Source organism: Micromonospora sp. NPDC049679 (assembly GCF_040659735.1).
Classification (GTDB): Bacteria; Actinomycetota; Actinomycetes; order Mycobacteriales; family Micromonosporaceae; genus Micromonospora_I.
In genome coordinates, this window is record NZ_JBFANZ010000045.1 from 1 (window position 1) to 24,885 (window position 24,885).

Below are 24,885 nucleotides of genomic sequence, written 5' to 3' on the forward strand. Positions count from 1 at the left end.
GCTGCTGAACCTCGGCAACGCCACCGGACACCCCAGCTTCGTCATGTCCAACTCGTTCGCCAACCAGACCCTCGCGCAGATCGAGCTCTTCACGACCGCTCGGCGACGCCGGCGCCTAGGCGAGGCCGACGGCGCGCCCGCCGCCGCCCGTTCCGGCGATTTTCGCGGGGAGGCGGGGCAGCGGGCGGCGAGCGTCGCGCAGGGTCACCTCGCGGTGAGACCGCGCAGGAAGCGATCGGCGATCGGGACGGCCGTCGTGGAACTCGACCCGCCCTTCTCGACGAAGACCGCGAACGCGACGTCCCCCTGCCAGCCGACGAACCACGCGTGCGTGTGCGCGGGATTGTTGTCGTACTCGGCGGTCCCGGTCTTGCCGTGCACCGGACCACCCGGCACCTTCGCGAGCGTCGCCGCCGTCCCCGCCGTGACCACCTCGCGCATCATGGTGCGCAGGGGCCCGACCGAACTGTCCTTCAGCTTCGCGCCGGCCGGCGACTTCGTGTCCGGCGCCGGTTCGAGCAGCAGCGTCGGCGGCTGCCACTGGCCGCGAGCCACGGCCGCGGTCGCCGCCGCCATCGCGACCGGGCTGACCACCGTGGTGCCCTGGCCGAAGGCGGCCGCCGCCCGCTCCGCCCCCGAGCCGCCGACGGAGACCTTGCCGGTGAAGGTGTCGACGCCGAGCGTCCAGGAGCCCTCCAGGCCCAGGCTGCGCCCGGCGGTCGCCAGCCCCTGGTCACCGAGCTTCGGCGCCAGGGTGGCGAACGCGGTGTTGCACGACTTCGCGAAGTCGACCCGGAAGGGCACGGTGCCGAGCTCGAAGTTGTCGGAGTTCTTGAATGAGCGGCCGTCGACGGTGGACCTCTTGGGACAGGCGACCGGGGCGTCGAGGCTGACCGCGCCGGCGTCGAGCAGGCCGAGCGTGCTCACCATCTTGAACGTGGAGCCCGGCGGCACCTGCGCGGTCAGGGCAAGGTTCTCCGCGCCGCCGTCGGGCCCGTTCGCCACCGCCACGACGGCGCCGTCGCTGATCCGCATCGCGACCAGCGCGCTGCGCTGCGCCACGCCGCGCAGCGCCCCGTCGGCGGCGGTCTGCGCCGCGACGTCGAGCGTGGTCTTCAGTGGGGTGCCGGCTTTCGGCTCGGCGCGGAACAGTTCGGTGTCGGTCGGGGCGACGGTGCCATCGGGACCCTTGCGGGCCACGATCACGGAGATCCCGGGGGCACCGCGCAGCTCCTTGTCGTACCGGCCCTGCAGACCGCCGTGACCCACCACGTCACCGATCACGAACTGGCCGGGGTTGGCGTCCATGTCGTCCTTCTGAACCGGGTCGACCGAGCCGAGCAGGGCGCGGGCGAACTCCCGGGTCGGCGCCAGGTCGCGCTGCTCGTCGCGGAACTTCGTGCCGGGCAGGTCGTAGATGCGTGACTTGATCTGCCGGTACGCGGGTTCGCGCAGGACCACGACCTCGACGAAGGCGTCGGGCTTCGCCTCCTTGAGCCGCTTCGGCAGGCCGGACACGTCGATCGGCGGGTTGATCGCCGGGCGGACCGCCTTGAACGCGGCGTCCAGCTGCTTGACCAGGGCGGCCGGGTCGGTGACCTCGTTGGGCTGCACACCGACCTGGATCACCGTCCGCGGTGCCACGATCGGCTGGCCCGCGGCGTCCAGGACGGCGGCCCGCGGCGACGGCAGGCGTCGCACCGAGAGCTCGTCGCCGGCGGTGAGCTTCTCCTGGACCAGCGTCGGCTCCCAGATGACCTGCCAGTTGTCATCGTTCGCCTGCTTGAGGCGCACCGTGGTCGGGTACTTCCAGTGCACGGCCCCCGGCAGCGTCCAGTCGACGGTGACCGTCGCGGTCGCGGTGTCCTTGGTGACCTTCGCGTCACCCTCGCGGCGCAGCGTGGGCGGTTTGTCCGCCAGCTCGCCGGAGAGCTGCTTGAGCTGATTGGCGACGTCCGCGGCCGGAATCCGCTGGCCGGCGGCGTTCAGGAAGCCGACTTTGTCCAGTTTCCCCGTGGGCCACCCGGCGAGGAAGGCGTCGACCGCCTTCTCCGGCCCGTCGCTGCTGGAGCAGCCGGCGACCAGACCGACCGCGAGCGCGAGGCAGGTCAGTGCCGCGGCTGGCCGGCGTGGGACGCGGTTCAATCGCAGAGGGGGGTACGGCCGGCGCATCGCGGTCACCTTCCGGGCATGCGGGGGTGGGATTCTGACCGTAGTACGCGGTGTGTCCTTCTCGTGACCCATGCGTCATCTCTCACCTGACTGGATCATGTTCCGATGGGGTGAGGAAGATGGCGCGTATGGGTATTCAGCAGGGCGGACGTGGCGCACCGACAACAAGTGTTGTAGATCACAATCGCCTTGCCGAGGTCACACCCGCTCTGCCGATCCTGGTTGTTGATCTGCAGGGCATAGGCTGGGCGAAGACGTGACCCACAACGTGGTGGGCGAGGGGAGTGGCACCAATGGACCGGCGTCCGGCGACCGAGCCGAAATCCGAGCTGCGGCCAGGCGGAAGTGACAGATCCGACCACCTGGACCCCGCAGTCAGTGACGAAGAGCCCGGGCCGCAGGGCTCGACCGGGCAACCGGGACCGTTCGAGGAGGCGCTCGACCCGCGGGCCGGCCTCGACCCGCTCTACGACGGCGCGGTGGCGAGTGACTCCGGTGTCGAGGATGGCGACGACGCGGAGCTCGACGAGTCGGTGCCCAACGCCGAGCGGCTCGTCGCGCAGGCGGTCGCCCTTGCCGCCGACGACCACGACGCGGCGTGCCTGGTCGACCGTTTCTGGCGGTTCGCCCCGGACGAGGAGCTGATCGACTACACGCCGCTGGAGATGCTGGCGGCGGCCCAGGCGCACCGGGAGCTGGCCGAGCAGCGCGTGCAGGGTGAGCTGAAGCTGCGCATCGGCGAACCGCAGGGCGAGCAGCACCACACCGTGATCGAGATCGTCACCGACGACATGCCGTTCCTGGTCGACTCGGTGACCGCGCTGCTCACCGCCCATCATCTCGACGTGCATCTGCTGGTGCACCCGCTCGTCGTGGTGCGCCGCGAGCCGCTGGGTCGGCTCACCGAGGTGGCTGCCGATGTCGAGCCGGACGACGCCATCGACGGCGACATCGTCGAGAGCTGGATGCGCGTCGAGACCGACCCGGTGCGCGACCCGGCCGACCGTGAGCAGCTCCGCAGTGAGCTGCAGCGGGTCCTGACCGACGTACGAGAGGCGGTGGAGGACTGGCCGAAGATGCGCCAGCGCGCCCTCGACCTCGCCGACGACCTCTCCGCGGCCCGCAAGTCCGACGCCGCCCCGCCCGTGCCCGAGAAGGACATCGCCGACTCGGTCGAGCTGCTGCGCTGGCTCGCCCACGAGCACTTCACCTTCCTCGGCTACCGCGAATACCGCCTCGTCGACGTCGGGAACGGGGACGGCGCGACGGGAGACAAGCCGACCGGGGACAAGCCGACCGGGGACAAGGCGCTGGAGGCGGTGCTCGGCACCGGGCTCGGCATCCTCCGTCAGGATCAGACCGCGCCGCGGCGGCTCTCCTCGATGACACCCGAGGCGGCTGCCAAGGTGCTGGAGAAGCGCCTGCTCATCATCACCAAGGCCAACTCGCGGGCGACCGTGCACCGCTCGGCCTACCTCGATTACATCGGTTTCAAGATCTTCGACGAGCGCGGTGAGGTCATCGGGGAGCGGCGTTTCCTGGGCCTCTTCGCCACGGCCGCCTACCGCACCAGCGTGCGGGAGTTGCCGGTGGTGCGCCGCAAGGTCGCCGAGGTGCTCGACCGTTCCGGGCTGAGCCCGCGCAGCCACTCCGGCAAGGATCTGCTGCAGATCCTGGAGACCTATCCGCGCGACGAGCTCTTCCAGATCAAGACCGACGATCTCTACCACGCCGTCGTCGGCGTGCTGCGGATGGCCGGGCGCCGGCAGCTGCGGCTCTTCCTGCGCCGCGACGGCTACGGCCGGTTCATCTCCTGCCTCATCTACCTGCCCCGCGACCGGTTCACCACCCAGAACCGGCTGCGCATGCAGGACATCCTGCTGCGGCAGCTCAACGGCATCGGCGTCGACTACACGACCAGGGTGACGGAGTCGATGCTGGCCCGGGTGCACTTCATCGTGCGTACCGACCCGGCCGATCCCCCCGGCACCGTGGACGTGGACGCGCTCGCCGAACTGCTCGCCGACGCGACGCGGCTCTGGGACGACGACTTCCGCCTGGTGCTCGAGCGCAAGCTCGGCGACGAGCAGGCCAAGGCGCTGTTCGGCCGCTACACGAAGGCGTTCCCGGACGGTTACAAAGACGAGCACACGCCGTACGAGGCGGTGAAGGACCTCGCCAAGCTGGAACTGCTCGAAGAGCCGGGGCAGCTGGAGATGCACCTGTTCCGCACCTGGCAGACCGCGCAGCGCGCGATGGAGGCCGGAGAGGACGACCTGACCGTCCGGTTCAAGGTCTACCGGTACGGCGAGCCGATGGTGCTCTCCGCCGTCCTGCCCGTGCTGCACTCCCTCGGCGTGCGGGTGGTGGACGAGCACCCGTACGAGATCAACCGCGAGGACAGCACGATCTACCTGTACGACTTCGGGCTGCAGTTGCCGTCCGGCGCGCGGGAGCTGGCCGAGGTCCGCCCGCACGTGGAGAACGCCTTCTCGGCGACCTGGCGGGGCGAGGCGGAGGTCGACGGCTTCAACGAGCTGGTGCTGCGTGCCGGGCTGACGTGGCGGCAGGTGGTGGTGCTGCGGGCGTACGCGAAGTATCTGCGCCAGGCGGGCACCGTCTTCTCGCAGGAGTACATGGAGTCGACGTTCATCGCCTACCCGGCGATCGCGGCGTTGCTCGTCGAGCTGTTCGAGAACCGGTTCTCCCCGGCGCTGCGGCTCGCCGATGAGGAACGGCAGCTGCGCGGCAAGGAGCTGATCGGCGCGATCCGCCAGGAGCTCGACGGCGTGACGAGCCTCGACCAGGACCGCATCCTGCGCGCCTATCTGACGCTCATCCAGGCGACCCTGCGGACCAGCTTCTACCAGCGCTCGACCGAGGGACGCCCCAAGTCGTACGTGGCGTTCAAGCTGGACCCGCAGGCGGTCCCCGAGCTGCCGGCGCCGCGGCCCAAGTACGAGATCTTCGTCTACTCGCCGCGGTTCGAGGGCGTGCATCTGCGCTTCGGCGCGGTGGCGCGGGGTGGCCTGCGCTGGTCGGACCGGCGCGAGGACTTCCGTACCGAGGTGCTGGGGCTGGTCAAGGCGCAGATGGTGAAGAACGCGGTGATCGTGCCGGTGGGCGCGAAGGGCGGGTTCGTTCTGAAGCAGGCGGCGGGGGACCGGGACGAGGCGGTCGCCTGCTACAAGCAGTTCATCTCGGCCCTGCTGGATGTCACCGACAACATCGTGGCCGGCGGGATCGTGCCGCCGCCCGACGTGGTGCGTCACGACGGCGACGACCCATACCTGGTGGTCGCCGCCGACAAGGGGACGGCGACCTTCTCCGACATCGCCAACGCGATCTCGGTGGGCCACGGGTTCTGGCTGGGCGACGCCTTCGCCTCCGGCGGCTCCGCGGGCTACGACCACAAGAAGATGGGGATCACCGCGCGGGGCGCCTGGGAGTCGGTGAAGCGCCACTTCCGGGACATGGGGGTGGACACCCAGACGCAGGACTTCACGGTCGTCGGCGTCGGCGACATGTCCGGGGACGTGTTCGGCAACGGGATGCTGCTGTCGCAGCACATCCGTCTGGTCGCCGCCTTCGACCACCGGCACATTTTCGTCGACCCCGATCCGGATCCCGCGACGTCGTACGCGGAGCGGCGGCGGCTGTTCGACCTGCCGCGCTCGTCGTGGGCCGACTATGACCAGTCGCTCATCTCGGAGGGCGGGGGCGTCTACCCGCGTACGGCGAAGTCGCTCACGATCACACCGCAGGTGCGCGCGGCGCTCGGCCTGGACGAGTCGGTCGTGACGATGTCGCCGGCGGAGTTGATGAAGGCGATCCTGCAGGCCCCGGTGGACCTGCTCTGGAACGGCGGCATCGGGACCTACGTCAAGGCGTCGACGGAGTCGAACGCGGAGGTGGGCGACAAGTCGAACGACGCGATCCGGGTCAGCGGCCGGCAGTTGCGGACGAAGGTGGTCGGCGAGGGCGGCAACCTGGGCCTGACCCAGCGGGGCCGGATCGAGTACGCGCTCCAGGGCGGCCGGATCTACACCGACTTCATCGACAACTCGGCGGGCGTGGACTGCTCGGACCACGAGGTCAACATCAAGATCCTGCTGGGCGGGGCGGTGGCGGACGGCGAGCTGAGCCTGCCGGACCGCGACGCCCTGTTGGCGGAGATGACCGACGAGGTCGCCGAGTTGGTGCTGCGCGACAACTACGACCAGGCGCGGGCGCTCGGCATCGCGAAGGCCCAGTCGCTGTCGCTGCTGCCGGTGCACCGCCGCATGATCGCCGACCTGGAACGGAGCGGTCAGCTCGACCGCGAACTGGAGGCGCTGCCGAGCGAGGATCAGTTGAACGCGCGGGCCGAGGCCGGCACGGCGGGGCTGACCGTGCCGGAGTTCGCGGTGCTGATGGCGTACGCCAAGATCGTGCTGGAGCGGGAGATCCTGCACGAGCAGCTGCCCGACGAGGAGTGGACCAACACGGTCCTGACCGACTACTTCCCGACGCCGCTGCGGGAGCGGTACGCCGACCGGATGGCCGGTCACCGGCTGCGCCGCGAGATCGTGACGACCGCCCTCGTCAACGAGGTGATCAACCGCGGTGGTATCTCGTTCGTCTACCGCGCCGTGGAGGAGACGGGCGCGTCGGCCGCGGACGTGATCCGCGCCTACGTGGTGGTCCGCGACGTCTACGGGCTGGGCGAGCTCTGGACGGCGGTGGAGGCGCTGGACAACAGGATCTCGACCGAGGCGCAGACGTCGGTCTACCTGGAGACGCGGCGCCTGCTCGACCGGGCGGTGCGGTGGCTGGTGGCGAACCGGCGGTCCCCGCTGGACGTCCCGGGCGAGGTGACCCGGCTGCGGCCCGGGGTTTCCCAGCTGCTGACCAGGCTGGGGACCCTGTTCCAGGGCAGTGAGCGGCAGGCGCTGGAGGCGCACGCGGCCGAGATGGCCGAGCGCGGCGTGCCGTCGGAGATCTCTGTGCAGGCGACCCGCCTGATGTACAGCTTCGGGCTGCTCGACGTGGTGGAGACGGCGGCCTCGACCGGTCGGGACGTCGGTGAGGTGGCGGAGGTCTACTTCGTGCTCTCCGAGCGGTTCCGGGTCGACTCGCTGCTGTCGAAGATCTCGTTGCTGCCGCGCGAGGACCGGTGGCAGACGCTCGCCCGGATGGCGCTCCGCTACGACCTCTACGCGGCGCTCGCCGCGCTCACGACGGAGGTGCTCGGCTCGACGGCCGAGTCGGCGTCGGCGGAGGAGCGGGTGAACGAGTGGGAGCAGTCCAACGAGACTGCGATCACGCGGGCGCACAACGCGATGAGCGAGTTCGACGACTCGCCGGCCGATCTGGCGGCGCTCTCCGTGCTGCTGCGCCAGATCCGCACCCTGGTGCGCACCTCGGCGGCCGCCGTGTAACGGACGTCGGTCGTGGGGGTTCGTGGCGGCGCTGTCGCCACGAACCCCCACAATCGCATTCGATCAATACCTGGTGGGGGTACGGGTACGCTGGTGGGCCGCGGCGAGCACCGGGGAGGCACCGTGGCGGTCAACCGGATCGAGTTCGCGATCGGTGGCATGACCTGTGCCTCGTGTGCGTCCCGGATCGAGAAGAAGCTCAACCGCCTCGACGGGGTCACCGCGACGGTCAACTACGCGACCGAGAAGGCCACGGTCAACGCCGACGGCGGGATCAGCGCCGACGATCTGATCGCGGTGGTGGAGAAGGCCGGCTACACGGCGCGCCTCCCGGCTCCGGTCGAGCCGCCCGACGCGCCGGCCGGTCGCCCCGAGGAGTTGGCCGCGCTCCGTACCCGGCTGCGGGTCTCGCTCCTGCTCACCCTGCCGGTCATCGTGCTGGCCATGGTGCCGGCGCTGCAGTTCACCAACTGGCAGTGGCTCTCGTTGACCCTCGCCGCCCCGGTCGTGGTCTGGGGCGGCGCGCCGTTCCACCGTGCCGCGTTCATCAACCTGCGGCACGGCGCCGCCAGCATGGACACCCTGGTGTCGATCGGCACGCTGGCCGCGTTCGGCTGGTCGCTCTGGGCGCTCCTCTTCGGCACGGCCGGCATGCCCGGCATGCGGCATCCGTTCGAGCTCACGATCACCCGCGGCGAGGGGGCCGGCTCGATCTACCTGGAGGCCGCCGCCGGGGTGACCCTGTTCATCCTCGCCGGCCGGTACGTGGAGGCGCGGGCCAAACGCGCGGCCGGCGCGGCCCTGCGGGCGCTCCTCGACCTGGGCGCGAAGGACGTCGCGGTGCTCCGCGACGGGGCCGAGCTGCGGGTGCCGGTCGAGCGGCTGACGCCGGGGGACCGGTTCGTCGTGCGCCCGGGAGAGAAGATCGCGACCGACGGCGTGGTCGAGGAGGGGTCCTCGGCGGTGGACGCGGCGCTGCTCACCGGCGAGTCCGTGCCGGTCGAGGTGGGGCCCGGGGCCGCCGTCGTCGGCGGCACGCTCAACGCGGGGGGCCGCCTCGTGGTCACCGCGACCCGCGTCGGCGCGGACACCCAACTGGCCCGGATGGCCCGTCTCGTCGAGGAGGCGCAGAGCGGCAAGGCGCAGGCGCAGCGCCTCGCCGACCGTGTCGCGGCGGTCTTCGTGCCGGTCGTGATCGCGCTCGCGGTCGGCACTCTCGGCTTCTGGCTCGGCACCGACCAGGGCCCGGCGGCGGCGTTCACCGCCGCGGTCGCCGTGCTCATCATCGCCTGTCCGTGTGCGCTCGGCCTGGCCACGCCGACCGCGCTGCTGGTCGGAACCGGGCGCGGCGCGCAGCTCGGCATCCTGATCAAGGGACCGGAGGCGCTGGAGTCGGCGCAGCGGATCGATACCGTGATCCTCGACAAGACCGGCACGGTGACGACCGGCCGGATGACCCTGGTCGCGACCGTCCCGGCCACCGGCGAAGACCCCGCCGAGCTGCTGCGCCTCGCGGCCGCGGTCGAGGCCGCCTCCGAACACCCGATCGGCCGGGCCATCGCGCAGGCCGCGCCGGTCCCGCTCGCCCCGGTTCAGGGCTTCCGCAGCACCGAAGGGATCGGCGTGCGCGGCACGGTCGACGGGCGCGAGGTCACGGTCGGGCGCGCGGCGCCCGCCGGCCCGCTCGCGTCCGCCGAACCTCTCCCGGTGCCCCTCGCGGCCGCGGCCGCGGACGCCGCGTCCGGCGGGCGGACGGCGGTCGCGGTCAGCTGGGACGAGCGGGTACGCGGACTGCTCGTGGTCGCCGACGCGGTCAAACCGACCAGCGCCGCCGCGGTGGCCGGGCTGCGCCGCCTGGGACTGACTCCGGTGCTGCTCACCGGAGACAACGCGGCGGTCGCGCGGAGCGTGGCGCGGGAGGTCGGCGTCGACGAGGTGATCGCCGAGGTGCTCCCAGCCGACAAGGTCGACGTGGTACGTCGGCTCCAGGAGCAGGGGCGGGTCGTCGCGATGGTCGGTGACGGCGTCAACGACGCGGCGGCGCTCGCCCGCGCCGACCTCGGCCTGGCCCTCGGGACCGGCACGGACGTGGCGATCGAGGCGTCCGACGTGACGCTGGTCCGCGGCGACCTGACCGTTGCGGTCACCGCGATCCGGCTTTCCCGGCGTACGCTGCGCACAATCAAGAGCAATTTGTTCTGGGCTTTCGCCTACAACGTGGCGGCTCTGCCGCTGGCCGCGGCGGGGCTGCTCAGTCCGATGATCGCCGGCGCGGCGATGGCGCTGTCATCGCTGTTCGTGGTGTCCAACAGTCTGCGTCTGCGGCGATTCCGTTAGGAGTGCGTCGATGCTCGACAAGCGCCTCTACCACCACCTCGCGACGTGGCTGGGACAGTGGCCGGCGGGACGCGCCCTGCACGTCGTCGGGTCCGACCGGCGCACCCGACCGGGGTGGGACGGGCGTGTCCATCCAGTCGTCGGCGTGGGCGCTCCCGGCGGCGCGGTGCTCTCGGTCCCACCGCCCCGGGTCGAAGCGGTGCGGGCGCTCGCCGCGCTCCCCGTCAATGACCTGCTCGCAAAGCTGCCGTCGGCGGTCGGGTACGACGGCTGGCAGGCGTACCGCGCGGTGTTCCGCTACACGCTCACGCCGACGCCCCTGCCCGAGGTGGGGGAGTGGGTGTCGGCGGAGGACGCGGTGGTGCCGCTCTGGCTGCGCCCGTTCGGCGGCCAGGTGCTGCTGGCGCGCGACAGTGAGGGCGGCTACCTCGCCGGCGTCGGGATCAAGCGACACGACCGCTACGGGCGCGAACTCTCGGTGGGTACCGACCCGGCCGCGCGCGGCCGGGGGCTGGCGCGTCACCTGGTGGCCCAGGCGGCGCGGCGGGTGCTCGACGAGGGCTTCGTCCCGACGTACCTGCACGACGTGCACAACGCGGCGTCCGCGCGGGTCGCCGAGGCGGCCGGCTTCGCCGACCGGGGCTGGAAGGCGTACGGCGTCTTCGAGGAGTGACGCCTAGTTCGCCTGCGTCCGCCGCATCTGTTCGATCTCGTTCCCCTGCGCCTTCTCGATCCGGGTGGCCAACTCCCGCACGCCCGGATGCTGGCCCTCCCGCTGCTCGGTGACGGCCATCTGCCGCGCCCCCTCGTGGTGGCCGATCATCATCTCCAGGAACGCCCGGTCGAACTCGGCTCCCTCGGCGTTCTCCAGGTCGGCGAGCTTCTGCTCGGTCGCCATCCCCGGCACGGTGTCATGCTGGCCGTGCACGGCGGCCGCCGGGGACGGTACGGGGGCGTTCCATTCGGTCAGCCAGGCGTTGAGCTGCGTGATCTCCGCTGCCTGCACCAGCTTGATCTGCTCCGCGAGCATCTTGACGTCGGCGTTGCGGGCGCGGCTCTCGGCGAGGGCCGCCATCTCCACCGCCTGCCGGTGGTGCGGGATCATGCCCTGCAGGAACGCGATGTCGGCGTCGTTATGGCGTGATTCCTGATCGAAGTGATCGGTGACCGGACCCGGCCGGCCGTCGTGCGAGGTCTCATCGCCGCACGCGGCCGGCAGCAGCAGGAGCGCGGCAGCGGTCACGAGCGCGACCCTTGCCCGCCCGTTGATCGACCGGATGCTCTGCATGACGTGCTCACTCCTTCCCACTCCCCGGTTGGTGCCGGGGTGCCGTGCGGCAACGGCGACGACGGGGGTTGAGCAGCGCGAGGGAAGCTGCGGCCGGACCGGCGGCAGAGGCGTACGGGCGCCGTGCGGACGCCGCGGTCAGGTTGGCCGGCTCGCTGTGTCGGCTCGTGCCGTCGCAGCCCGGCGGTGACCTTCGCCAGGGCGGGTCGCCCGGGCCACACCAGAAATCCTAGTCATCGCGGGGCCCGCGGACCGCGCTATGCCCATCTCACCCGCCGCGGGTGATGCCCGATCACCTCCTGCGGAGCGACGCTGCCGGTCAGGCGGAAGGGAGAGGTTGATGGCGAGTCCGACCACGGAACTCTTCACCGGGATCGGCCGGCGGGGGCACGAGGCCCTACTGGAGAAGGTGCAGGGCAGCCTGCGCTTCGACCTGGAGCACGACCAGCAGGTCGACCACTGGCACCTGGCAATCAGCAAGGGCGACGTCGCGGTGACGCAGGAGGAGCGGCCCGCGGACTGCGTGGTCCGCGCCGAACAGGCGCTCTTCGACAAGATGGCCGCCGGCGAGACGAACACGTTCGCCTCGATGCTGCGTAACCGGCTCACCGTCGAGGGGAACCTGCGGCTGCTGGTGCTCTTCGAGCGGCTTCTACCCGGCCCGCCCAGCGCGCGCCATCCTCGGCCGGCGACGCGGGGGCGGTGGCGCCATGAGCGGTAACGCCCTCGTCCGGATCCTGGACGGCAACACCTTCGTGGTCAGCAACGACACGGGGGACATCGACGCGTCGCCGAGCGTGCCGACCGGCTTCTTCTCGTTCGACACGCGGTTCCTGTCGAAGTGGCAGCTGAAGGTGAACGGAGAATCCCTGAACGCGCTCTCCGTCGACGACCTCCAGTATTTCGAGACGAGGTTCTTCCTCGTGCCGGGCGCCCCGACGCATTATGTCGACGCCAAGGTGTCGGTCATCCGGCAGCGTTCCATCGGCAGCAGCTTCGACGAGCAGTTGACCGTCCTGAACCACGCCGACAAGGCGATGGACGTGACGATCCGGATCGACATGGGCTGCGACTTCGCCGACCTGTTCGAGATCAAGGATGTGCAGCAGAAGAAGGGGCAACCGTACGTCCGGGTCGAGGACGGGGTGTTGCGGCTGGGATACGAGCGGGAGACCTTCCGGCGGGAAACGGTGGTGAGCGCGACCGAACCCGCCGACATCGATGCTCAGGGGTTCACCTTCACCGCGCACATCGATCCGCAGCAGAGCTGGACCACGAATCTGCACGTGCAGACCGTCATCCTCGGGGCGGGCGGACGCGACCTGCGGTCCAACCTGCAGGGTCGCCACGGCCGCGCCAAGGTGCAGATGCAGGAGGAGCTGAACAAGTGGCTCGACCAGGCGCCGCGGTTGGAGACCGACAACCAGGCCCTCGCCACGACCTACCGGCGCAGCATGGTCGACCTCGCCGCGCTGCGCTACACGCCGCTGAGCTACGGCGGGCAGTCCGTACCGGCCGCCGGGCTCCCGTGGTTCATGACCATCTTCGGGCGGGACAGCCTCTTCACCAGTCTGCAGACGCTGCCGTTCGTGCCGGACCTTGCCGCCACGACGCTGCGGCTGCTCGGGGTGTTGCAGGGCAGCAAGCTGGACGACTTCCGCGACGAGGAGCCGGGGAAGATCCTGCACGAGCTGCGGTACGGCGAGACGGCGGCCTTCGAGGAGCAGCCCCACTCGCCGTACTACGGCAGCGCCGACTCGACCCCGCTGTTCGTGATCGTGCTCGACGAGTACGAGCGGTGGACCGGGGACAGCACGCTGGTGCAGCAGCTCGAGCCGGAGGCGCGGCGGGCGCTGGAGTGGATCGACGAGTACGGCGACCTGATGGGCAACGGCTACCTGTGGTACCAGCGCCGCAACGAGAAGGTCGGCCTGGAGAACCAGTGTTGGAAGGACTCCTGGGACTCGATCTCCTACCGCGACGGTCGGCTGCCCAACTTTCCCCGCGCGACGTGTGAGCTGCAGGGCTACGCGTACGACGCGAAGGTGCGGGGCGCGCGGCTGGCGCGGGAGTTCTGGAACGATCCGGTCCTGGCGGACCGCCTGGAGCGGGAGGCGGCCGATCTCAAGGAACGGTTCAACCGAGACTTCTGGATCGAGGACGGCCAGTACTATGCGCTCGCTCTCGACACCGACGGGAGCTTGGTCGATTCGCTCTCCTCGAACATCGGGCATCTGCTCTGGAGCGGCATCGTGACGCAGGATCGGGCCCGGTCCGTCGCCCAGCACCTGCTGTCCGGGCGTCTCTTCTCGGGCTGGGGGGTGCGGACGTTCGCCGAGGGGGAAACGCGCTACAACCCGATCGGCTACCACGTCGGCACGGTCTGGCCCTGGGACAACTCCTTCATCGCCTGGGGCCTGCGCAAATACGGCTTCAAGGCCGAGGCCGGGTGCATCGCGGAGGGCATGATCGACGCCGGCGAGTTCTTCGGGGGACGGCTGCCGGAGGCCTTCGGCGGCTACGACCGGGGCCTGACGAAGTATCCGGTGCAGTATCCGACGGCGTGTAGCCCGCAGGCGTGGTCGACGGGGACCCCGCTGCTGCTGTTGCGGACCATGCTGGGGCTGGAGCCGCACGGCGAGCATCTGATCGTGGAGCCCGCGTTGCCGGTGGGGATCGGAAAGATCGGCCTGCTCGACATCCCGGGGCGGTGGGGGCGGGTCGATGCCTTCGGCCGCGAGCGGGTCGAACTCGACCGCAGGTCGCCGCTGCGCGAGCTGCACGGCGGCGGCGCCCGTCCGATCACGTAGCCGGAGCGGACGTCCGCAGGCTCACCACCACCATGTCGATCAGCTGCTGGTAGCTGGTGTCCAGGTCCTCCGGCAGCCCGAACCCGCCGGCGGCTTCCAACGACGCGAAGCCGTGGGCGGTGGCGCGGAGCCGGCGGGCGGCGTGGATCGCCGCCGAGCCGGTCAGCCCGTACCCGGTCAGCACCGCCAGGACGACGTCCATCAGCCCGGCGGCGGCCGAGGCCACGGCGGGCTCGTCGCGTGGCTGGGCCGGGACGGCGGCGTACCGGGCGGGGTACGCGAGCACGTACGCCCGCCAGGCCCGGAACAGGGCGGCAACGGCGTCGTCCCCGCCCCGCCCCATCACGGCGGCTCCGAGCTGCTCGGTCATGTCGGTGAGCACCCGCTGCGCCACGAGCCGGCGCAGCTCGGCGAGGTTGCGGACGTGCACATAGAGGGAAGGGGTGGCGACCCCGGTCCGGGCCGCCACGGCGGCCAGCGTCAGCGCGTCCGCACCCCGCTCGTCGATGAGGGCGAGGGCGGCGTCGACGACCGCCGCGGTCGACAGGCCGGCCCTAGGCACGGACGGCCCCGGCGAGGAATTCCCGCACCCCGGGGAGGGTGAGCTGCGGCAGCTCGGCGTGCGGATAGTGTCCGCCCCCCTCGACCAGCTCGACGGCGACCCGGGCGGCGCCGGGGGTGAAGAGCCGCTCCGCGAGGCGCGCCTCGGCCGTGGGGTCGGGGAAGTCCGGGTCCCTGGTGCCCATCACGACGAGCACCGGGCAGCGCACCTCGGGAATCCGTGCCATGCACTCCGGACCCGTCCCCATCAGCCCGCGCACCGCGGCCATCCGTCCCGGCCCGCCGAGGTTGGCCCGGAGCGCCCGAACGTAGTCGGCGAAGTCGGCGGGCCTGGCGGTGGGGTAGAGCGAGCGGTAGTACATGCTCCAGAGCCGTGGGCTGCGCAGCACCGCGGCGGTGGCCAGCCGCATCACGGGGTTCATCGGTGCGTCCTGGATGAACGGACCGATGAGCGCCACCGACGTGATCTCCTCGGGCGCCTCCGCGGCCGCCCAGATCGCCGAGCCGCAGCTGATCGAGTGCCCGATCACCGTCGCCGGCGCGCCGAGGTGCCGGATGAGCGCGAGGATGTCCTCGCCGAGTGACCGCGCGGAGTATGCCGGCCAGTGGGCGCTCGACTCGCCGTGTCCACGCAGGTCCATCGTCGCGACCCGGTAGCCGGCTTCGACCAGGGCGGGGGCGAGGAAGCGGTAGGAGGCGCGGGTGTCGCCCATGCCGTGCGCGCAGACCACGAGCGGTCGGTCGTCCGCCCCGGTCACCTCGTATGCCAGCCGGCCGCCCGGCACTTCCAGGAACTCCGTACGCATCGCCGCCCCCTAAGCTTGTTGTCGTAGGACAAAACCTAATGCCATTAGGTTAACCTGTCAACTCGACCGCGCTGCCCCCCCCCGGTCCTTACCGTCCCCCCGTCCTCACCGTCCCCCCCGTCCTCGCCGTCGATCAAGGACGTATGCGCACGGAATGATCTCCGATCGTGTGAATGCGCCCTTGATCGACGCGGAAGTCCTTGATCGACGGGGAGAGGGTGGGCGGCGTGGTGGCGTCCGGGTGCTGGATATGCCAGTGGGCGCCCCCTCCGGATGGAGGGGGCGCCCACGTGGTGTGCACTGCTGTTGGTTATCAGGCCTTGGCGATGTCGGCGTACGGCCCGTGGCCGTACGTGCCCTGCACCAGCTCAGCGGCCATCTTCTCCCACTGCGCGTAGTGGTCCGGGAACGCCGAAACCTGCACGGTCTGCGCCGCCACCGTCAGCGGCATCTTCTCGTAACCGTCAACGTTGACCAGGCCCTTGTAGAACGCCTTCGCCGAGTAGTTCGGGTCGGTGATCTGCTCCGGCGTGCCCCAACCCGAGGACGGGCGCTGCTGGAACAGACCCAACGAGTCGTGGTCGTTCATGTCACCCAGGTGACCCAGGTTGTCCAGCTTCGACTCCTGCAACGACGTCGCGATCGCGATCACCCACGCCCGCGGCGGCAGGTTCATCTCCTTACCGGCCTCGATGATGGCCTTCGCGTTCGCCATCCGCTCCGGCGTCATCTCATAGGTCGACTGGTCGCTCGGCACACCGCGGGTCATCAGCTGCTCGACCGACGGGGCGCCACCCTTGGCATCAGCCGGCTTGTCGGCCTGCGCCACGATCTGCTGCGCCGCCGCGGCGTTCGTGGCGGGCAGTTGCAGCTCGGGACTCGCCGCGGCGGCCGGACTGGCGACGGCCAGTCCGCCGAAGAGCGCGAGGCTGGACACCGCCAGAACAGCGCGGTTCTTGTGCTCAGAAATAGCCTGCTTGAAGATTTCACGGTTGAAAGTCACGAGAAAGTTCCCATCACTCGGGGGGTTTGAAAAGCAAAGTCGAAGAGGCGCCGACAAAACAGACATCGGGCACACAAAGTCCAGGGACTCAACACCCGGAACAACCGGCTCACGCGGCCGCGATGTGCGGCGCGGATCTATCGGGGGGACCATCTGCGACCACCACGGGTGGTCCCGGATTCCCGCCGACCGTGCGGCTCGCAGTGGAGTGGCGCGGTGTAAACGCGGGGACCAAATGTAACGCCCGACGGTCGCCGGCAATTCCGCCGGATAGGAGCGACGGCGCGATCCCATTCGCGCGGACCAGATGTAACGATGCCGTCCCGCCCGCGATTCCCGGCCGCGGCACTCCGTCCGACGCCCACGCCGAGCCGGGTCCGACTAGGCTGCCGATCATGCGTGTGGGCATCGTGATCCTTCCCGACGAGCGCTGGGCGCAGGGCGAGCGCCGCTGGCGGCAGGCGGAGGAGTGGGGGTTCGACCACGCCTGGACGTACGACCATCTCGGTTGGCGCGATCTGGTCGACGGGCCGTGGTTCGACGCGGTCCCGACATTGACCGCGGCCGCGACCGTGACCACACGGATCAAACTCGGCACCCTGGTCGCCTCGCCCAACTTCCGGCACCCGGTGCATTTCGCCCGGCAGGTGACCGCCCTCGACGACATCTCCGCCGGGCGGGTGCTGGTCGGCGTGGGGGCGGGCGGCATCGGGTTCGACGCCACCGTCCTCGGTGCCGAGACGCTTCCGCCCCGCAGCCGCGTCGACCGGTTCGCCGAGTTCACCGAACTGCTCGACCTGCTTCTGCGCGAGGAGCGGGTCACCTGGCAGGGGGCGTACTACGCGGCGGTAGACGCGCGCAGCACGCCGGGCTGCGTGCAGAGCCCGCGGATGCCGTTCGTGATGGCGGCCAACGGCGTGCGGTCGATGCGGCTGGCGGCCCGGTTCGGCCAGGGATGGGTGACCATCGGCAACGACTCCGACGACCTCGACCAGTGGTGGCGGTCGGTGGCGGAGTTGGCAGAGCGGATGGACGACGTCCTCGCCACGACCGGTCGCGCTCCGGCCACCATGGATCGTTACCTGTCGCTCGACTCCGCGCCCCTCTTCTCGCTCTCCAGCCCGGCCTATTTCGCCGAGGCGGTGGGGCGGGCGGCCGAGCTCGGCTTCACCGACGTGATCACCCACTGGCCGCGCCGCTCCAGCTGGTACGCCGGCGACGAGGCGGTGCTGGAGAAGGTCGCGACCGAGGTGTTGCCGCAGCTGCGGTAACGCCCGCGACCGACGCGGCGGGCCTTGCGTGCTGGCGCGGGGCGGCTGGCTACGGTGGCCGGATGAACGCGGCGGACCAAGCGACGACGTTCGACGCCCATGAGCGTCGCCTGTGGACAGGACGCGCCCTCGCCTACGAGCGCACGTTCGCCAAGCTCTGCGCGTACCCCGCGCCGATGCTGCTCGACGCGGCCGGCGTGCACGCGGGCGTCACGGCGCTGGATGTCGGAACCGGTTCGGGGACGGTCGCCGCACTGGCGTGCGCCCGGGGTGCGGTCGTGACGGCGGTCGACGCCGAGCGGGGCATGGTCGAGCTGACCCGGCGTCGGGTGCCCGCGGCCGACGTACGCCATGGTCTTCTGCCTGACCTGCCCTTTCCCGACGGGGTCTTCGACGCGGCGGTCGCCAACTTCGTGATCAACCACGTCGGTGATCCCGCGGCGGCGCTGGGGGAGCTACGCCGGTTGGTCCGCCCCGGCGGACGGATCGCCGTCACGGTCTGGCCCCACCCGCCGCCGCCGCTGCAGCGGCTGTGGTGGCAGGCCATCGAAGCCGCGGGCGCGAGACGTCCCGACTCGGTGCCGCGCGTCGCGGCAGAGCTGGACTTCGAACGCAGTACGGACGGCCTCACCCGTCTGTTGAGCGATGCGGCGCTGACGGAGCTGACGGGCGAGACCATCACCTGGGAGCATCGCGCGGCCCCCGATGAGTGGTGGAGCGGGGCGGTCAACGGCATCGGGACGAGCGGACTCATCATCGCCAGCCAGACTCCGGAGATGATCGCGCAGATCAAGGGGCACTACGACCGGCTCACCGCGGCGTACCTCGGCAGTGACGGGCTGCTCGGGCTGCCCACCGCCGCGGTGCTGGCGGCGGGGCGCGTCGGGTGAACCCCGGCCCTCGTCCATGCCACGCCCGCCCCGTGGAAGGAATGCCGCGTTAAGCCCCGAGGTTGGAGCCTTCATGACCGAACGGACATCTGGCACCGGCCCCTCGCCATCGGAGCAGACGGTGATCCGGGAAGCGCTCGCCGCCGAACGCGCCGGCACGACGCAGCAGATCACGGACCTGACCCGCGACCTGGGCGGCATCATCGAGGCGTCGACCTCGGTGGCCACCGACGATGAGCACGACCCGGAAGGGTCGACGATCGCGTTCGAACGGGCGCAGGTCGCCGCGCTGCTGACGCGGGCGCGAGGCCGGCTCGAGGACCTGGACCGGGCGCTCGAGCGGCTCCGGGACGGCGACTACGGCATGTGTGAGGGCTGCGGGCAGCCGATCGCGGCCGAGCGGCTCGCCGCGCGACCGTCGGCGAGCACGTGCATCACCTGCGCCTCCGCCCGCCGGCGCTGACACCGCAACCGGCCGCCGCCGATTCGCCCGCACCGTCGGCGCGCGGCCTCGCCGTGCGAGGCTGATGGCACGTACCGGAGGGGGAGCAGGGTGACGGCAGAGGACGGCCGACCGCTGAAAGCTGTTCGCTCGGTAGACGACCTCGTCACCTGGCTGCAGTGGCTGGCGGACGACGTCGCCCGCGCGCCGGACGCGGTCGAGAACGTCACGGTGGACCGCTATCTGGAAGCGTGCGCGGCGTACCTGCGCGACCAGAGCCGGCTGCAGGCGCGGGCCGGCAACCGGCTGCCGGCGCAACCGAGCTGGCAGCTCATCGCCGACACGCTGCACGCCGCGACATTCTACGAATGACCCGGCGAGCCTGACCGGGCGCTGCCGACCGGAGCCGCCGCGCCATATGCCCTCCGGTGCGCCCGGTTCGTACCGGTCGCCCATCTGCCTCGGGTCGTGCCCGGCGCGGCGGTGCGGTGTGCATTTCGACCCGGCCGACCGGCGCCGGATCGAGATCTCCGGCGCACGGTCAGGCGGGCTGGCGTAGGGCGTCGGTGTAGAGCACGGGGGCGCCGAGCCCGTGTCGTTTGGATTCGTACATGGCCGCGTCGGCGCGGGCGATCAGCTCATCGCTGGTGATCCCGTGTTCGGCGCAGGCGACGCCGATGCTGGCGGCGAGTTCGATGGTGCCGGCCGACAGCGGAACGTCCTCGTGCAGCACGGCACCGACCCGCTCGGCGATGGCGAGCGCCTCCGCCTGCGACGTCAGTCCCTGACAGACGAGCAGGAACTCGTCCCCGCCGATACGTCCGACCGTGTCGTCGCTGCGCAGCAGCTTGGTCAGGCGGTCGGCCGCGGAGACCAGCAGTTCGTCGCCGGCGGCGTGGCCGAACGCGTCGTTGACGGGCTTGAACTTGTCGAGGTCGACGAAGATCACCGCGGTGAGGCGGTCGTCGTCGGAGGCCAGGACCTGGTCGAGCAGCGCCATGATCGACGCCCGGTTGTAGCAGCCGGTCAGCGCGTCGAACGTCGCCCTGACCTTCAGCTCCTCGCGCAGCCGCGCGCTCTCCGTGATGTCGCTGACGCAGGCCAGCGCACCCGGCGCGCCCTCGCGGTCGGTCAACGCGATCAAACTCACCGCACACCGGCGCAGCCGCTGGGACTGCGGCAGCCGTACCTCGACTTCGAGCTCCTGGTCCGTACGCTGCTCCAACGTCGCGGCGAAGGCGGCGTCCAGGGCCGGACGGTCCTGCTCCACGACGGACGCCAGTTGTTCATCAAGGGTTGTCGCGGTGGGGACGCCGAGAATCGCGCCCAGCCGTTCATTCGCGTAGACGACCGACCCGTCGGACTCCAGCTGAAGCAGCCCGATCGGTAGGGACTCGGCGAGCCGCCGGAAGAGCCGCTCCCGCCGGTCCAGCGCCTCATGGGCCGCCATCTCGTCGGAGATGTCGCTCAGCTGCGTGACGACGACGACCTCCTCCGGGTCGTCCGCCTCGTGGAACGTGTTCTCCATCTCCACCCAGAGCCAGCTGCCGTCCGCGCACTGGTGTCGCACGCGTACCCGTTGGCCTTCCTTCTTGGAGAGCATCTCCATCCAGTTGGCCAGCGCGCGCTCCATGTCGTCCGGGTGGATGAACTCCGTCGACCGCATTCCGACCATCTGCTCGGCGGTCCAGCCCAGCATCCTCGTCATCCGGTCGTCGATGCCCGCGATCACCGCGCGCCAGTTCTTGTGCACGGTGGCGGTACGCGGCCGTATCGGTACGAGCAGCGAGTCGGCCAGGCCTCCGCCGCCGAACTCGGCGTTCTCCGCGCCCGGATCCGTGATCACGCCGAGCCATACGCCGTACCGGTGCCGCATGTCGACGAAGAGCAGGTTGTACGAGCGGGACGGGTCGTTGCGGACGCGGACGGTGCCCATGGCCATCCCTGTGCGGCTCGCCCGCTCCCAGGTGGTGACGACGGTCAACCCGTCCTGCGGGACGACGAGGTCCAGCATCGTGGCGCGGTCGGCGGGGACCGGGATGATCTGCCGATCGGTCAGGCCGACCGACGGCGGCACCGGCACCCGGAACCCGTCGGATCCCACGGCGGCGACGATCGCCTGTGGCCGGCTGGCCAACAACGAGTCCAACGCCTTGTCGCGCAACTCGGGCGTCACGGGTGTTTCTGACATGTTCCCGTTATCGGCGCTGGGTGCGGGTAACTGAGTGGATCCGGTCCGCGTCAGCGGCACGGCTATCGGTCGGAAACCGGCGTGCGGCGGTTACCGCCGTTGTTGTCAGAGGGATCGGCGAAGATGGGAGACGTGACCCGATCGGCCGTTCCATTGACGCGGTCGGATGCATCGGCAGTTGAAACCGGTTGTGCACACGTGTCGATGACGGACCGGCGGCAGAACCGCATCGGCTCGACCTGAGGGGCGACAACCTCATCGACGGGTAGGAGTTGCGGATCCCGGTCGGGTCGGGCTCTAGTGATGTCATGGCACGCATCGCGTACAACGCCGACGACGCGGCGGCGTTCGAGGTCAACCGCCACATCCCGTACCACGGGCTTACCGCGTGGAAGGCCGCGGTCGCGCGGCAGCTGAACCCCCGCTCCGGGATGCGGCTGCTCGACGTCGGATCCGGCACGGGGATGTGGGCGCGTGCGTTCACCGACTGGTACGACATCGAGGTCGTCGCGGTCGAGCCGTCCGAGGCGATGCGAGCCCGCTCGTCGTACCCGCAGGTGCTGCCCGGCGACGCCGCCGCCATTCCCCTCGGCGACACCAGCGTGGACGCCGCGTGGCTCTCCACCGTGATCCACCATGTGCCCGACCTGGCCGAGGCTGGTCGGGAGCTGCGCCGCGTCGTACGGCCGGGCGGCCCCGTGTTGATCCGGTCGGCGTTCGCCGGCCGGCACGACGCGATCACACTGTTCCGGTTCTTCCCCGAGGCGATCCGGGTGCTGGACAGCTTTCCCAGCGTCGCAGACGTCGAAGCCGCGTTCGCGAGGTACGGATTCACCACCGTCGCGTTCGAGCCGGTCCCGCAGGTGACCTTCCCGTCAGTGAGAGCGGCGGCCGCGGCCCTCCGCCGGGAGGCGCACACGCCGCTACAGCTGATCACGGACGCCGAGTACGCCGCCGGCCTGGCCCGGCTACGCGCGGCCGCCGAAACCGAAACCGGTCCGGTCGTCGACGCCCTGGACCTCCTCGTCCTTGCGTAGCAATTCCCTGCCTGGCGGGCCGGTTGACGCAGCGCGTTTCGGTTCCGGGGCGCGGCCACTGCGTCCAGGATTACGTTCGGCGGGGGACAACTGGTGCCGTGGTTACGTCAGCTCACGCGCTCGAGGAACTCCAGTGTGCGCTTCATGAGCAGCGCCGTGGCCTGCTCGTCATAGTCATCGCTACTGGCATCGGCGAAGAGGTGACCGCTGCCGGGGTAGAGGAAGAGCTCCGCGCCGCTGATTTCCCGCGCCAACTCTTCCAGGACGGGGACCTCCGCCCATTCATCGGAAGCCATCGCGTGCATCTGCATCGGCGTTGCGGGCGGCCACGGGCTCGGGAAGCTCGCCGTCGGCACGGCGCCATACAGCAGAAGTGCACCCAGGGCGCCGGGGCGGGTCTGCGTGAGCGACTGAGCGGGCATCGCGCCCAGGGAAAAGCCCGCGTATACGATGCGGCTCGGCAGCGTCGCGGCGACGGCGGCGCCGCGACGAACGATCTCGTCGAAGCCGATCGACTCGGCGTGGGCGACCCCTTCGTCGACGGTTCCGAAGGTGGCACCGTCGTACAGGTCAGGGGCGTGAACGGTATGCCCCGCGGCCCGCCACTGATCGGCGAACTCCAGGAAGCCCTGCGTCTGTCCCAGCGCGTGGTGAAACAGCAGTATCTCCGTCATCGGGCCACGATACGGTCACACTGCACCCGGGGCTGTCCCTGCGCTTTCGGTATCAGGCCGTGTTGACGGTTTTGCCGAGGACACGGTCGTGGAACCGGGCGTCTTCCGCGTCAGTGCGACGCCGGAGAGGACCAGGGCGACACCGGCAAGAACCGTTGGAGTGACTGGTTCGTCGAGGATGAGCCAGCCGAGCAGGACGGCGATGAGGGGCAGTAGGTACATCACTGTGGATGCGGCCGTTGGCCCTTCGTCCTGGATGATGCGGTAGTTGAGGACGTACGCCAGGCCGGTCCCGAGTATGCCGAGGACGACCAGGCTCAGCGTCGCGTCCCACCGCCATGACACCGGCACAAGCCCGAACAGTGGCATGGCCGCGCCCAGGAGGACCGTTCCGGCGGCGAGCTGACCGATGGAAAGCATCAGCGGCGGGATCCCCCGGTTGGTGAGGTACCTGCCCATGTACAGGTAGCTGATGGCGTAACTGGCGGCTGCCGCAAGGCACGCCAGGGCACCCCAGCTGGCGATCTCGTGGGCCGAGCGCCACGGACTGAAGATCACCACCACCCCGAGGAATCCCAGTCCGAAGCCGGCGGCCTTCGTCGCGGTCACCCTCCTGTCTACGCCGACCAGGATTCCGAGGAGGAGTGACCAGAGCGGCGTCGTGGCGTTGATGACTCCCGCGATGTTCGATCCCACGATCTGCTCGGCAATTCCCACGAGTACGTAGGGGAGTGCGTTCGCCATCAGCGCCGCGACAAACAGATGGCCCCACACGTGCCATCCGCGCGGCACCCGTAAACCTCTGGACGCTGCGACGGGTGCCAACGTCAGAACGCCGAGCAGCAGCCGCACGAAGACGATCTGCACGGGATTGAACCCCCGGAGACTGAGCTTGATCAAGAGGAAGCCGGAGCCCCACAGCAGGGCAAGAGCAGCGATCCGCAGGAGGCTGGCCCAGCTGAAAGCCTGTTGATCAGCTTGTCCACTCACCCCGTGCCCCCCGACCCGCCGTCCACTACGGACATTCGACGTAGCCACACTAGATCGACTGTCAAGCATGAGCCTGGGACGGAACCGTGCAGCATCAGGTGGGACGCGATAGATGCGCGCATGCATCTGACGGGAATGTGGTGGAGCTGATCTCGATGTGGGTCGCGCCGGTGGCGCGGGGACGAGGCGTAGACGACGAACTTGTGCTGGCGGTGGAGCGATGGGCCCGACGGACGCGTGCCGGGGTTTTGCGGCTCTCCGTAGCGGAGGGCAACGAGGGTGCCTCCGCGCTCTACCAGCGGCAGGGCTTCGTCTACACCGGGGAGTTAGGCAACCTGATGCCTGATGGCGTGCGCAGAGAGCTCGTGATGTCGAAAAAGCTCTCCCCATCAGTCGCTGGATAGCCCCTGCCAGGGTGACTGAGGCGGCGATGACGGATCTCTGGGGACCGGTTGCCCTTGCCGCACTTCGAGGACTACCCGCTGGCCCAGAGGTTGAGCCAAATTCAGGGTGGCGGTCCGTGTGTAGCCGATAAGGGGGCATACCTGGTTGGCGGCGTGGGGCTGCGCGATGACGATGATCACGACGGCGTTCGCCGACTCGACCGGTTCGGCGTGATAGTCGGCACCGCAAGAATCGGTTGCCGGTCCCCGAGCGCCGGTGAACGTGACAGTCAACTGTGTGCCGGCGCTGGTCCCGGTCGCTGATTCGATGGAGATGCCCGGCGGGGAATTCCATGGCGGCGGTGTCGCGATGACGCTGGCTGAACCACGAGCGTTGATGACCGCCTGGTCATAACGGCGCAGGGCCTCGCGCGCTTGCTGCCGCAGCTCACCCAGGCTTTCCCCTTTGGGTAGTGCACCCTGATCCGCGATGCTCCCATCGGAGCTGCAAGCAGCTAGCACTGCCACTGCCGCAACCCCGAACACCCAGCGCAGCCGAACCATTGCAGACCAACCTCCGCAGCGCACCTCAAGGTCGTTCGCCTGCGCG

General features: G+C 70.3%; 21 protein-coding genes and 1 pseudogene. 13 read left to right on the forward strand and 9 right to left on the reverse strand.

Going from position 1 to position 24,885, the window contains the following annotated elements:
* Positions 1-94: pseudogene (locus AB0J06_RS22910) on the forward strand (adenosylhomocysteinase); the annotation flags it as partial.
* 110 nt (positions 95-204) lie between these two features.
* Here AB0J06_RS22910 and AB0J06_RS22915 read toward each other — a convergent pair.
* Positions 205-2,172, reverse strand: a complete 1,968-nt coding sequence (locus tag AB0J06_RS22915; RefSeq protein WP_357431138.1) for a penicillin-binding transpeptidase domain-containing protein — start codon at positions 2,170-2,172, stop codon at positions 205-207.
* 128 nt (positions 2,173-2,300) lie between these two features.
* Between AB0J06_RS22915 and AB0J06_RS22920 the strand changes: the two genes are divergently transcribed.
* From AB0J06_RS22920 to AB0J06_RS22935, 4 genes are all read left to right on the forward strand, one after another.
* Positions 2,301-2,432 carry a hypothetical protein gene (locus AB0J06_RS22920; RefSeq protein ID WP_357431140.1) on the forward strand — a complete coding sequence of 44 codons (132 nt, stop codon included), beginning with the start codon at positions 2,301-2,303 and terminating at the stop codon, positions 2,430-2,432.
* 33 nt (positions 2,433-2,465) lie between these two features.
* Positions 2,466-7,592, forward strand: a complete 5,127-nt coding sequence (locus tag AB0J06_RS22925) for an NAD-glutamate dehydrogenase (protein ID WP_357431142.1) — start codon at positions 2,466-2,468, stop codon at positions 7,590-7,592.
* Positions 7,593-7,685: 93 nt separating this feature from the next.
* The gene (locus AB0J06_RS22930) at positions 7,686-9,929 is read left to right on the forward strand and encodes a heavy metal translocating P-type ATPase (RefSeq protein WP_357431144.1); all 2,244 of its coding nucleotides are present in this window, start codon (positions 7,686-7,688) and stop codon (positions 9,927-9,929) included.
* A gap of 10 nt (positions 9,930-9,939) precedes the next feature.
* Complete coding sequence (locus tag AB0J06_RS22935; RefSeq protein WP_357431145.1) at positions 9,940-10,602, forward strand: GNAT family N-acetyltransferase; 663 nt, start codon at positions 9,940-9,942, stop codon at positions 10,600-10,602.
* A 3-nt stretch (positions 10,603-10,605) separates the two neighbouring features.
* On the opposite strand, the gene AB0J06_RS22940 is transcribed toward AB0J06_RS22935, so the two are convergent.
* On the reverse strand, positions 10,606-11,217 hold the full coding sequence (locus AB0J06_RS22940; protein ID WP_357431147.1) for a DUF305 domain-containing protein: 612 nt from the start codon (positions 11,215-11,217) through the stop codon (positions 10,606-10,608).
* 340 nt (positions 11,218-11,557) lie between these two features.
* Between AB0J06_RS22940 and AB0J06_RS22945 the strand changes: the two genes are divergently transcribed.
* Both AB0J06_RS22945 and AB0J06_RS22950 read left to right on the forward strand, forming a co-directional pair.
* Positions 11,558-11,938 carry an SCP2 sterol-binding domain-containing protein gene (locus AB0J06_RS22945; protein WP_357431149.1) on the forward strand — a complete coding sequence of 127 codons (381 nt, stop codon included), beginning with the start codon at positions 11,558-11,560 and terminating at the stop codon, positions 11,936-11,938.
* The gene (locus tag AB0J06_RS22950; protein ID WP_357431151.1) at positions 11,928-14,027 is read left to right on the forward strand and encodes a glycogen debranching N-terminal domain-containing protein; all 2,100 of its coding nucleotides are present in this window, start codon (positions 11,928-11,930) and stop codon (positions 14,025-14,027) included. Before AB0J06_RS22945 ends, AB0J06_RS22950 begins: the two co-directional genes overlap by 11 nt.
* On the opposite strand, the gene AB0J06_RS22955 is transcribed toward AB0J06_RS22950, so the two are convergent.
* The 3 genes from AB0J06_RS22955 to AB0J06_RS22965 form a co-directional block, all read right to left on the reverse strand.
* The gene (locus AB0J06_RS22955; RefSeq protein WP_357431153.1) at positions 14,020-14,589 is read right to left on the reverse strand and encodes a TetR-like C-terminal domain-containing protein; all 570 of its coding nucleotides are present in this window, start codon (positions 14,587-14,589) and stop codon (positions 14,020-14,022) included. The genes AB0J06_RS22950 and AB0J06_RS22955 overlap by 8 nt on opposite strands.
* Positions 14,582-15,394, reverse strand: coding sequence for an alpha/beta hydrolase (locus AB0J06_RS22960; RefSeq protein ID WP_357431155.1), 813 nt, complete (start codon positions 15,392-15,394; stop codon positions 14,582-14,584). Before AB0J06_RS22960 ends, AB0J06_RS22955 begins: the two co-directional genes overlap by 8 nt.
* 313 nt (positions 15,395-15,707) lie before the next feature.
* Positions 15,708-16,397 carry a hypothetical protein gene (locus AB0J06_RS22965; RefSeq protein WP_357431157.1) on the reverse strand — a complete coding sequence of 230 codons (690 nt, stop codon included), beginning with the start codon at positions 16,395-16,397 and terminating at the stop codon, positions 15,708-15,710.
* Positions 16,398-16,792: 395 nt separating this feature from the next.
* Here AB0J06_RS22965 and AB0J06_RS22970 point away from each other — a divergent pair, with 395 nt between their 5' ends.
* The 4 genes from AB0J06_RS22970 to AB0J06_RS22985 all read left to right on the forward strand — a co-directional run bounded on the left by AB0J06_RS22970 (position 16,793) and on the right by AB0J06_RS22985 (position 19,372).
* Positions 16,793-17,668, forward strand: coding sequence for an LLM class flavin-dependent oxidoreductase (locus AB0J06_RS22970; protein WP_357431159.1), 876 nt, complete (start codon positions 16,793-16,795; stop codon positions 17,666-17,668).
* Positions 17,669-17,730: 62 nt separating this feature from the next.
* The gene (locus tag AB0J06_RS22975; protein WP_357431161.1) at positions 17,731-18,558 is read left to right on the forward strand and encodes a class I SAM-dependent methyltransferase; all 828 of its coding nucleotides are present in this window, start codon (positions 17,731-17,733) and stop codon (positions 18,556-18,558) included.
* Between the two features lie 73 nt (positions 18,559-18,631).
* A complete protein-coding gene (locus AB0J06_RS22980; RefSeq protein ID WP_357431163.1) occupies positions 18,632-19,021 on the forward strand; it encodes a TraR/DksA C4-type zinc finger protein in 390 nt (129 codons plus the stop codon).
* A gap of 90 nt (positions 19,022-19,111) precedes the next feature.
* Complete coding sequence (locus AB0J06_RS22985; RefSeq protein ID WP_357431165.1) at positions 19,112-19,372, forward strand: hypothetical protein; 261 nt, start codon at positions 19,112-19,114, stop codon at positions 19,370-19,372.
* A 169-nt stretch (positions 19,373-19,541) separates the two neighbouring features.
* Here AB0J06_RS22985 and AB0J06_RS22990 read toward each other — a convergent pair whose 3' ends face one another.
* Entirely contained in the window at positions 19,542-21,191 is a 1,650-nt protein-coding gene (locus AB0J06_RS22990; protein ID WP_357431167.1) for a diguanylate cyclase, read from the reverse strand.
* Between the two features lie 308 nt (positions 21,192-21,499).
* Between AB0J06_RS22990 and AB0J06_RS22995 the strand changes: the two genes are divergently transcribed.
* Positions 21,500-22,228, forward strand: a complete 729-nt coding sequence (locus tag AB0J06_RS22995; RefSeq protein WP_357431169.1) for a methyltransferase domain-containing protein — start codon at positions 21,500-21,502, stop codon at positions 22,226-22,228.
* Between the two features lie 107 nt (positions 22,229-22,335).
* Here the strand turns inward: AB0J06_RS22995 and AB0J06_RS23000 are convergent, their stop codons facing one another.
* Together AB0J06_RS23000 and AB0J06_RS23005 are read right to left on the reverse strand one after the other, a co-directional pair.
* Entirely contained in the window at positions 22,336-22,902 is a 567-nt protein-coding gene (locus tag AB0J06_RS23000; protein ID WP_357431171.1) for a dienelactone hydrolase family protein, read from the reverse strand.
* Positions 22,903-22,917: 15 nt separating this feature from the next.
* Positions 22,918-24,018, reverse strand: coding sequence for a DMT family transporter (locus tag AB0J06_RS23005; protein ID WP_357431173.1), 1,101 nt, complete (start codon positions 24,016-24,018; stop codon positions 22,918-22,920).
* Between AB0J06_RS23005 and AB0J06_RS23010 the strand changes: the two genes are divergently transcribed.
* The gene (locus AB0J06_RS23010; RefSeq protein ID WP_357431191.1) at positions 23,991-24,296 is read left to right on the forward strand and encodes a GNAT family N-acetyltransferase; all 306 of its coding nucleotides are present in this window, start codon (positions 23,991-23,993) and stop codon (positions 24,294-24,296) included. The two genes, AB0J06_RS23005 and AB0J06_RS23010, sit on opposite strands and share 28 nt — an antisense overlap.
* Here AB0J06_RS23010 and AB0J06_RS23015 read toward each other — a convergent pair.
* Positions 24,282-24,839 (reverse strand): hypothetical protein, encoded by a 558-nt coding sequence (locus tag AB0J06_RS23015; RefSeq protein WP_357431174.1) that lies wholly within the window; start codon positions 24,837-24,839, stop codon positions 24,282-24,284. The genes AB0J06_RS23010 and AB0J06_RS23015 overlap by 15 nt on opposite strands.
* Between the last annotated feature and the right edge of the window lie 46 nt (positions 24,840-24,885).

Excerpts from the sequence above, each read along its gene's own strand:
- AB0J06_RS22915 (WP_357431138.1), bottom strand. The coding sequence starts at position 2,172 with ATGCGCCGGCCGTACCCCCCTCTGCGATTGAACCGCGTCCCACGCCGG.
- AB0J06_RS22920 (WP_357431140.1), top strand. The coding sequence starts at position 2,301 with ATGGGTATTCAGCAGGGCGGACGTGGCGCACCGACAACAAGTGTTGTA.
- AB0J06_RS22925 (WP_357431142.1), top strand. The coding sequence starts at position 2,466 with ATGGACCGGCGTCCGGCGACCGAGCCGAAATCCGAGCTGCGGCCAGGC.
- AB0J06_RS22935 (WP_357431145.1), top strand. The coding sequence starts at position 9,940 with ATGCTCGACAAGCGCCTCTACCACCACCTCGCGACGTGGCTGGGACAG.
- AB0J06_RS22940 (WP_357431147.1), bottom strand. The coding sequence starts at position 11,217 with ATGCAGAGCATCCGGTCGATCAACGGGCGGGCAAGGGTCGCGCTCGTG.
- AB0J06_RS22945 (WP_357431149.1), top strand. The coding sequence starts at position 11,558 with ATGGCGAGTCCGACCACGGAACTCTTCACCGGGATCGGCCGGCGGGGG.
- AB0J06_RS22950 (WP_357431151.1), top strand. The coding sequence starts at position 11,928 with ATGAGCGGTAACGCCCTCGTCCGGATCCTGGACGGCAACACCTTCGTG.
- AB0J06_RS22960 (WP_357431155.1), bottom strand. The coding sequence starts at position 15,394 with ATGCGTACGGAGTTCCTGGAAGTGCCGGGCGGCCGGCTGGCATACGAG.
- AB0J06_RS22970 (WP_357431159.1), top strand. The coding sequence starts at position 16,793 with ATGCGTGTGGGCATCGTGATCCTTCCCGACGAGCGCTGGGCGCAGGGC.
- AB0J06_RS22975 (WP_357431161.1), top strand. The coding sequence starts at position 17,731 with ATGAACGCGGCGGACCAAGCGACGACGTTCGACGCCCATGAGCGTCGC.
- AB0J06_RS22980 (WP_357431163.1), top strand. The coding sequence starts at position 18,632 with ATGACCGAACGGACATCTGGCACCGGCCCCTCGCCATCGGAGCAGACG.
- AB0J06_RS22990 (WP_357431167.1), bottom strand. The coding sequence starts at position 21,191 with ATGTCAGAAACACCCGTGACGCCCGAGTTGCGCGACAAGGCGTTGGAC.
- AB0J06_RS22995 (WP_357431169.1), top strand. The coding sequence starts at position 21,500 with ATGGCACGCATCGCGTACAACGCCGACGACGCGGCGGCGTTCGAGGTC.
- AB0J06_RS23000 (WP_357431171.1), bottom strand. The coding sequence starts at position 22,902 with ATGACGGAGATACTGCTGTTTCACCACGCGCTGGGACAGACGCAGGGC.
- AB0J06_RS23005 (WP_357431173.1), bottom strand. The coding sequence starts at position 24,018 with ATGCATGCGCGCATCTATCGCGTCCCACCTGATGCTGCACGGTTCCGT.
- AB0J06_RS23015 (WP_357431174.1), bottom strand. The coding sequence starts at position 24,839 with ATGGTTCGGCTGCGCTGGGTGTTCGGGGTTGCGGCAGTGGCAGTGCTA.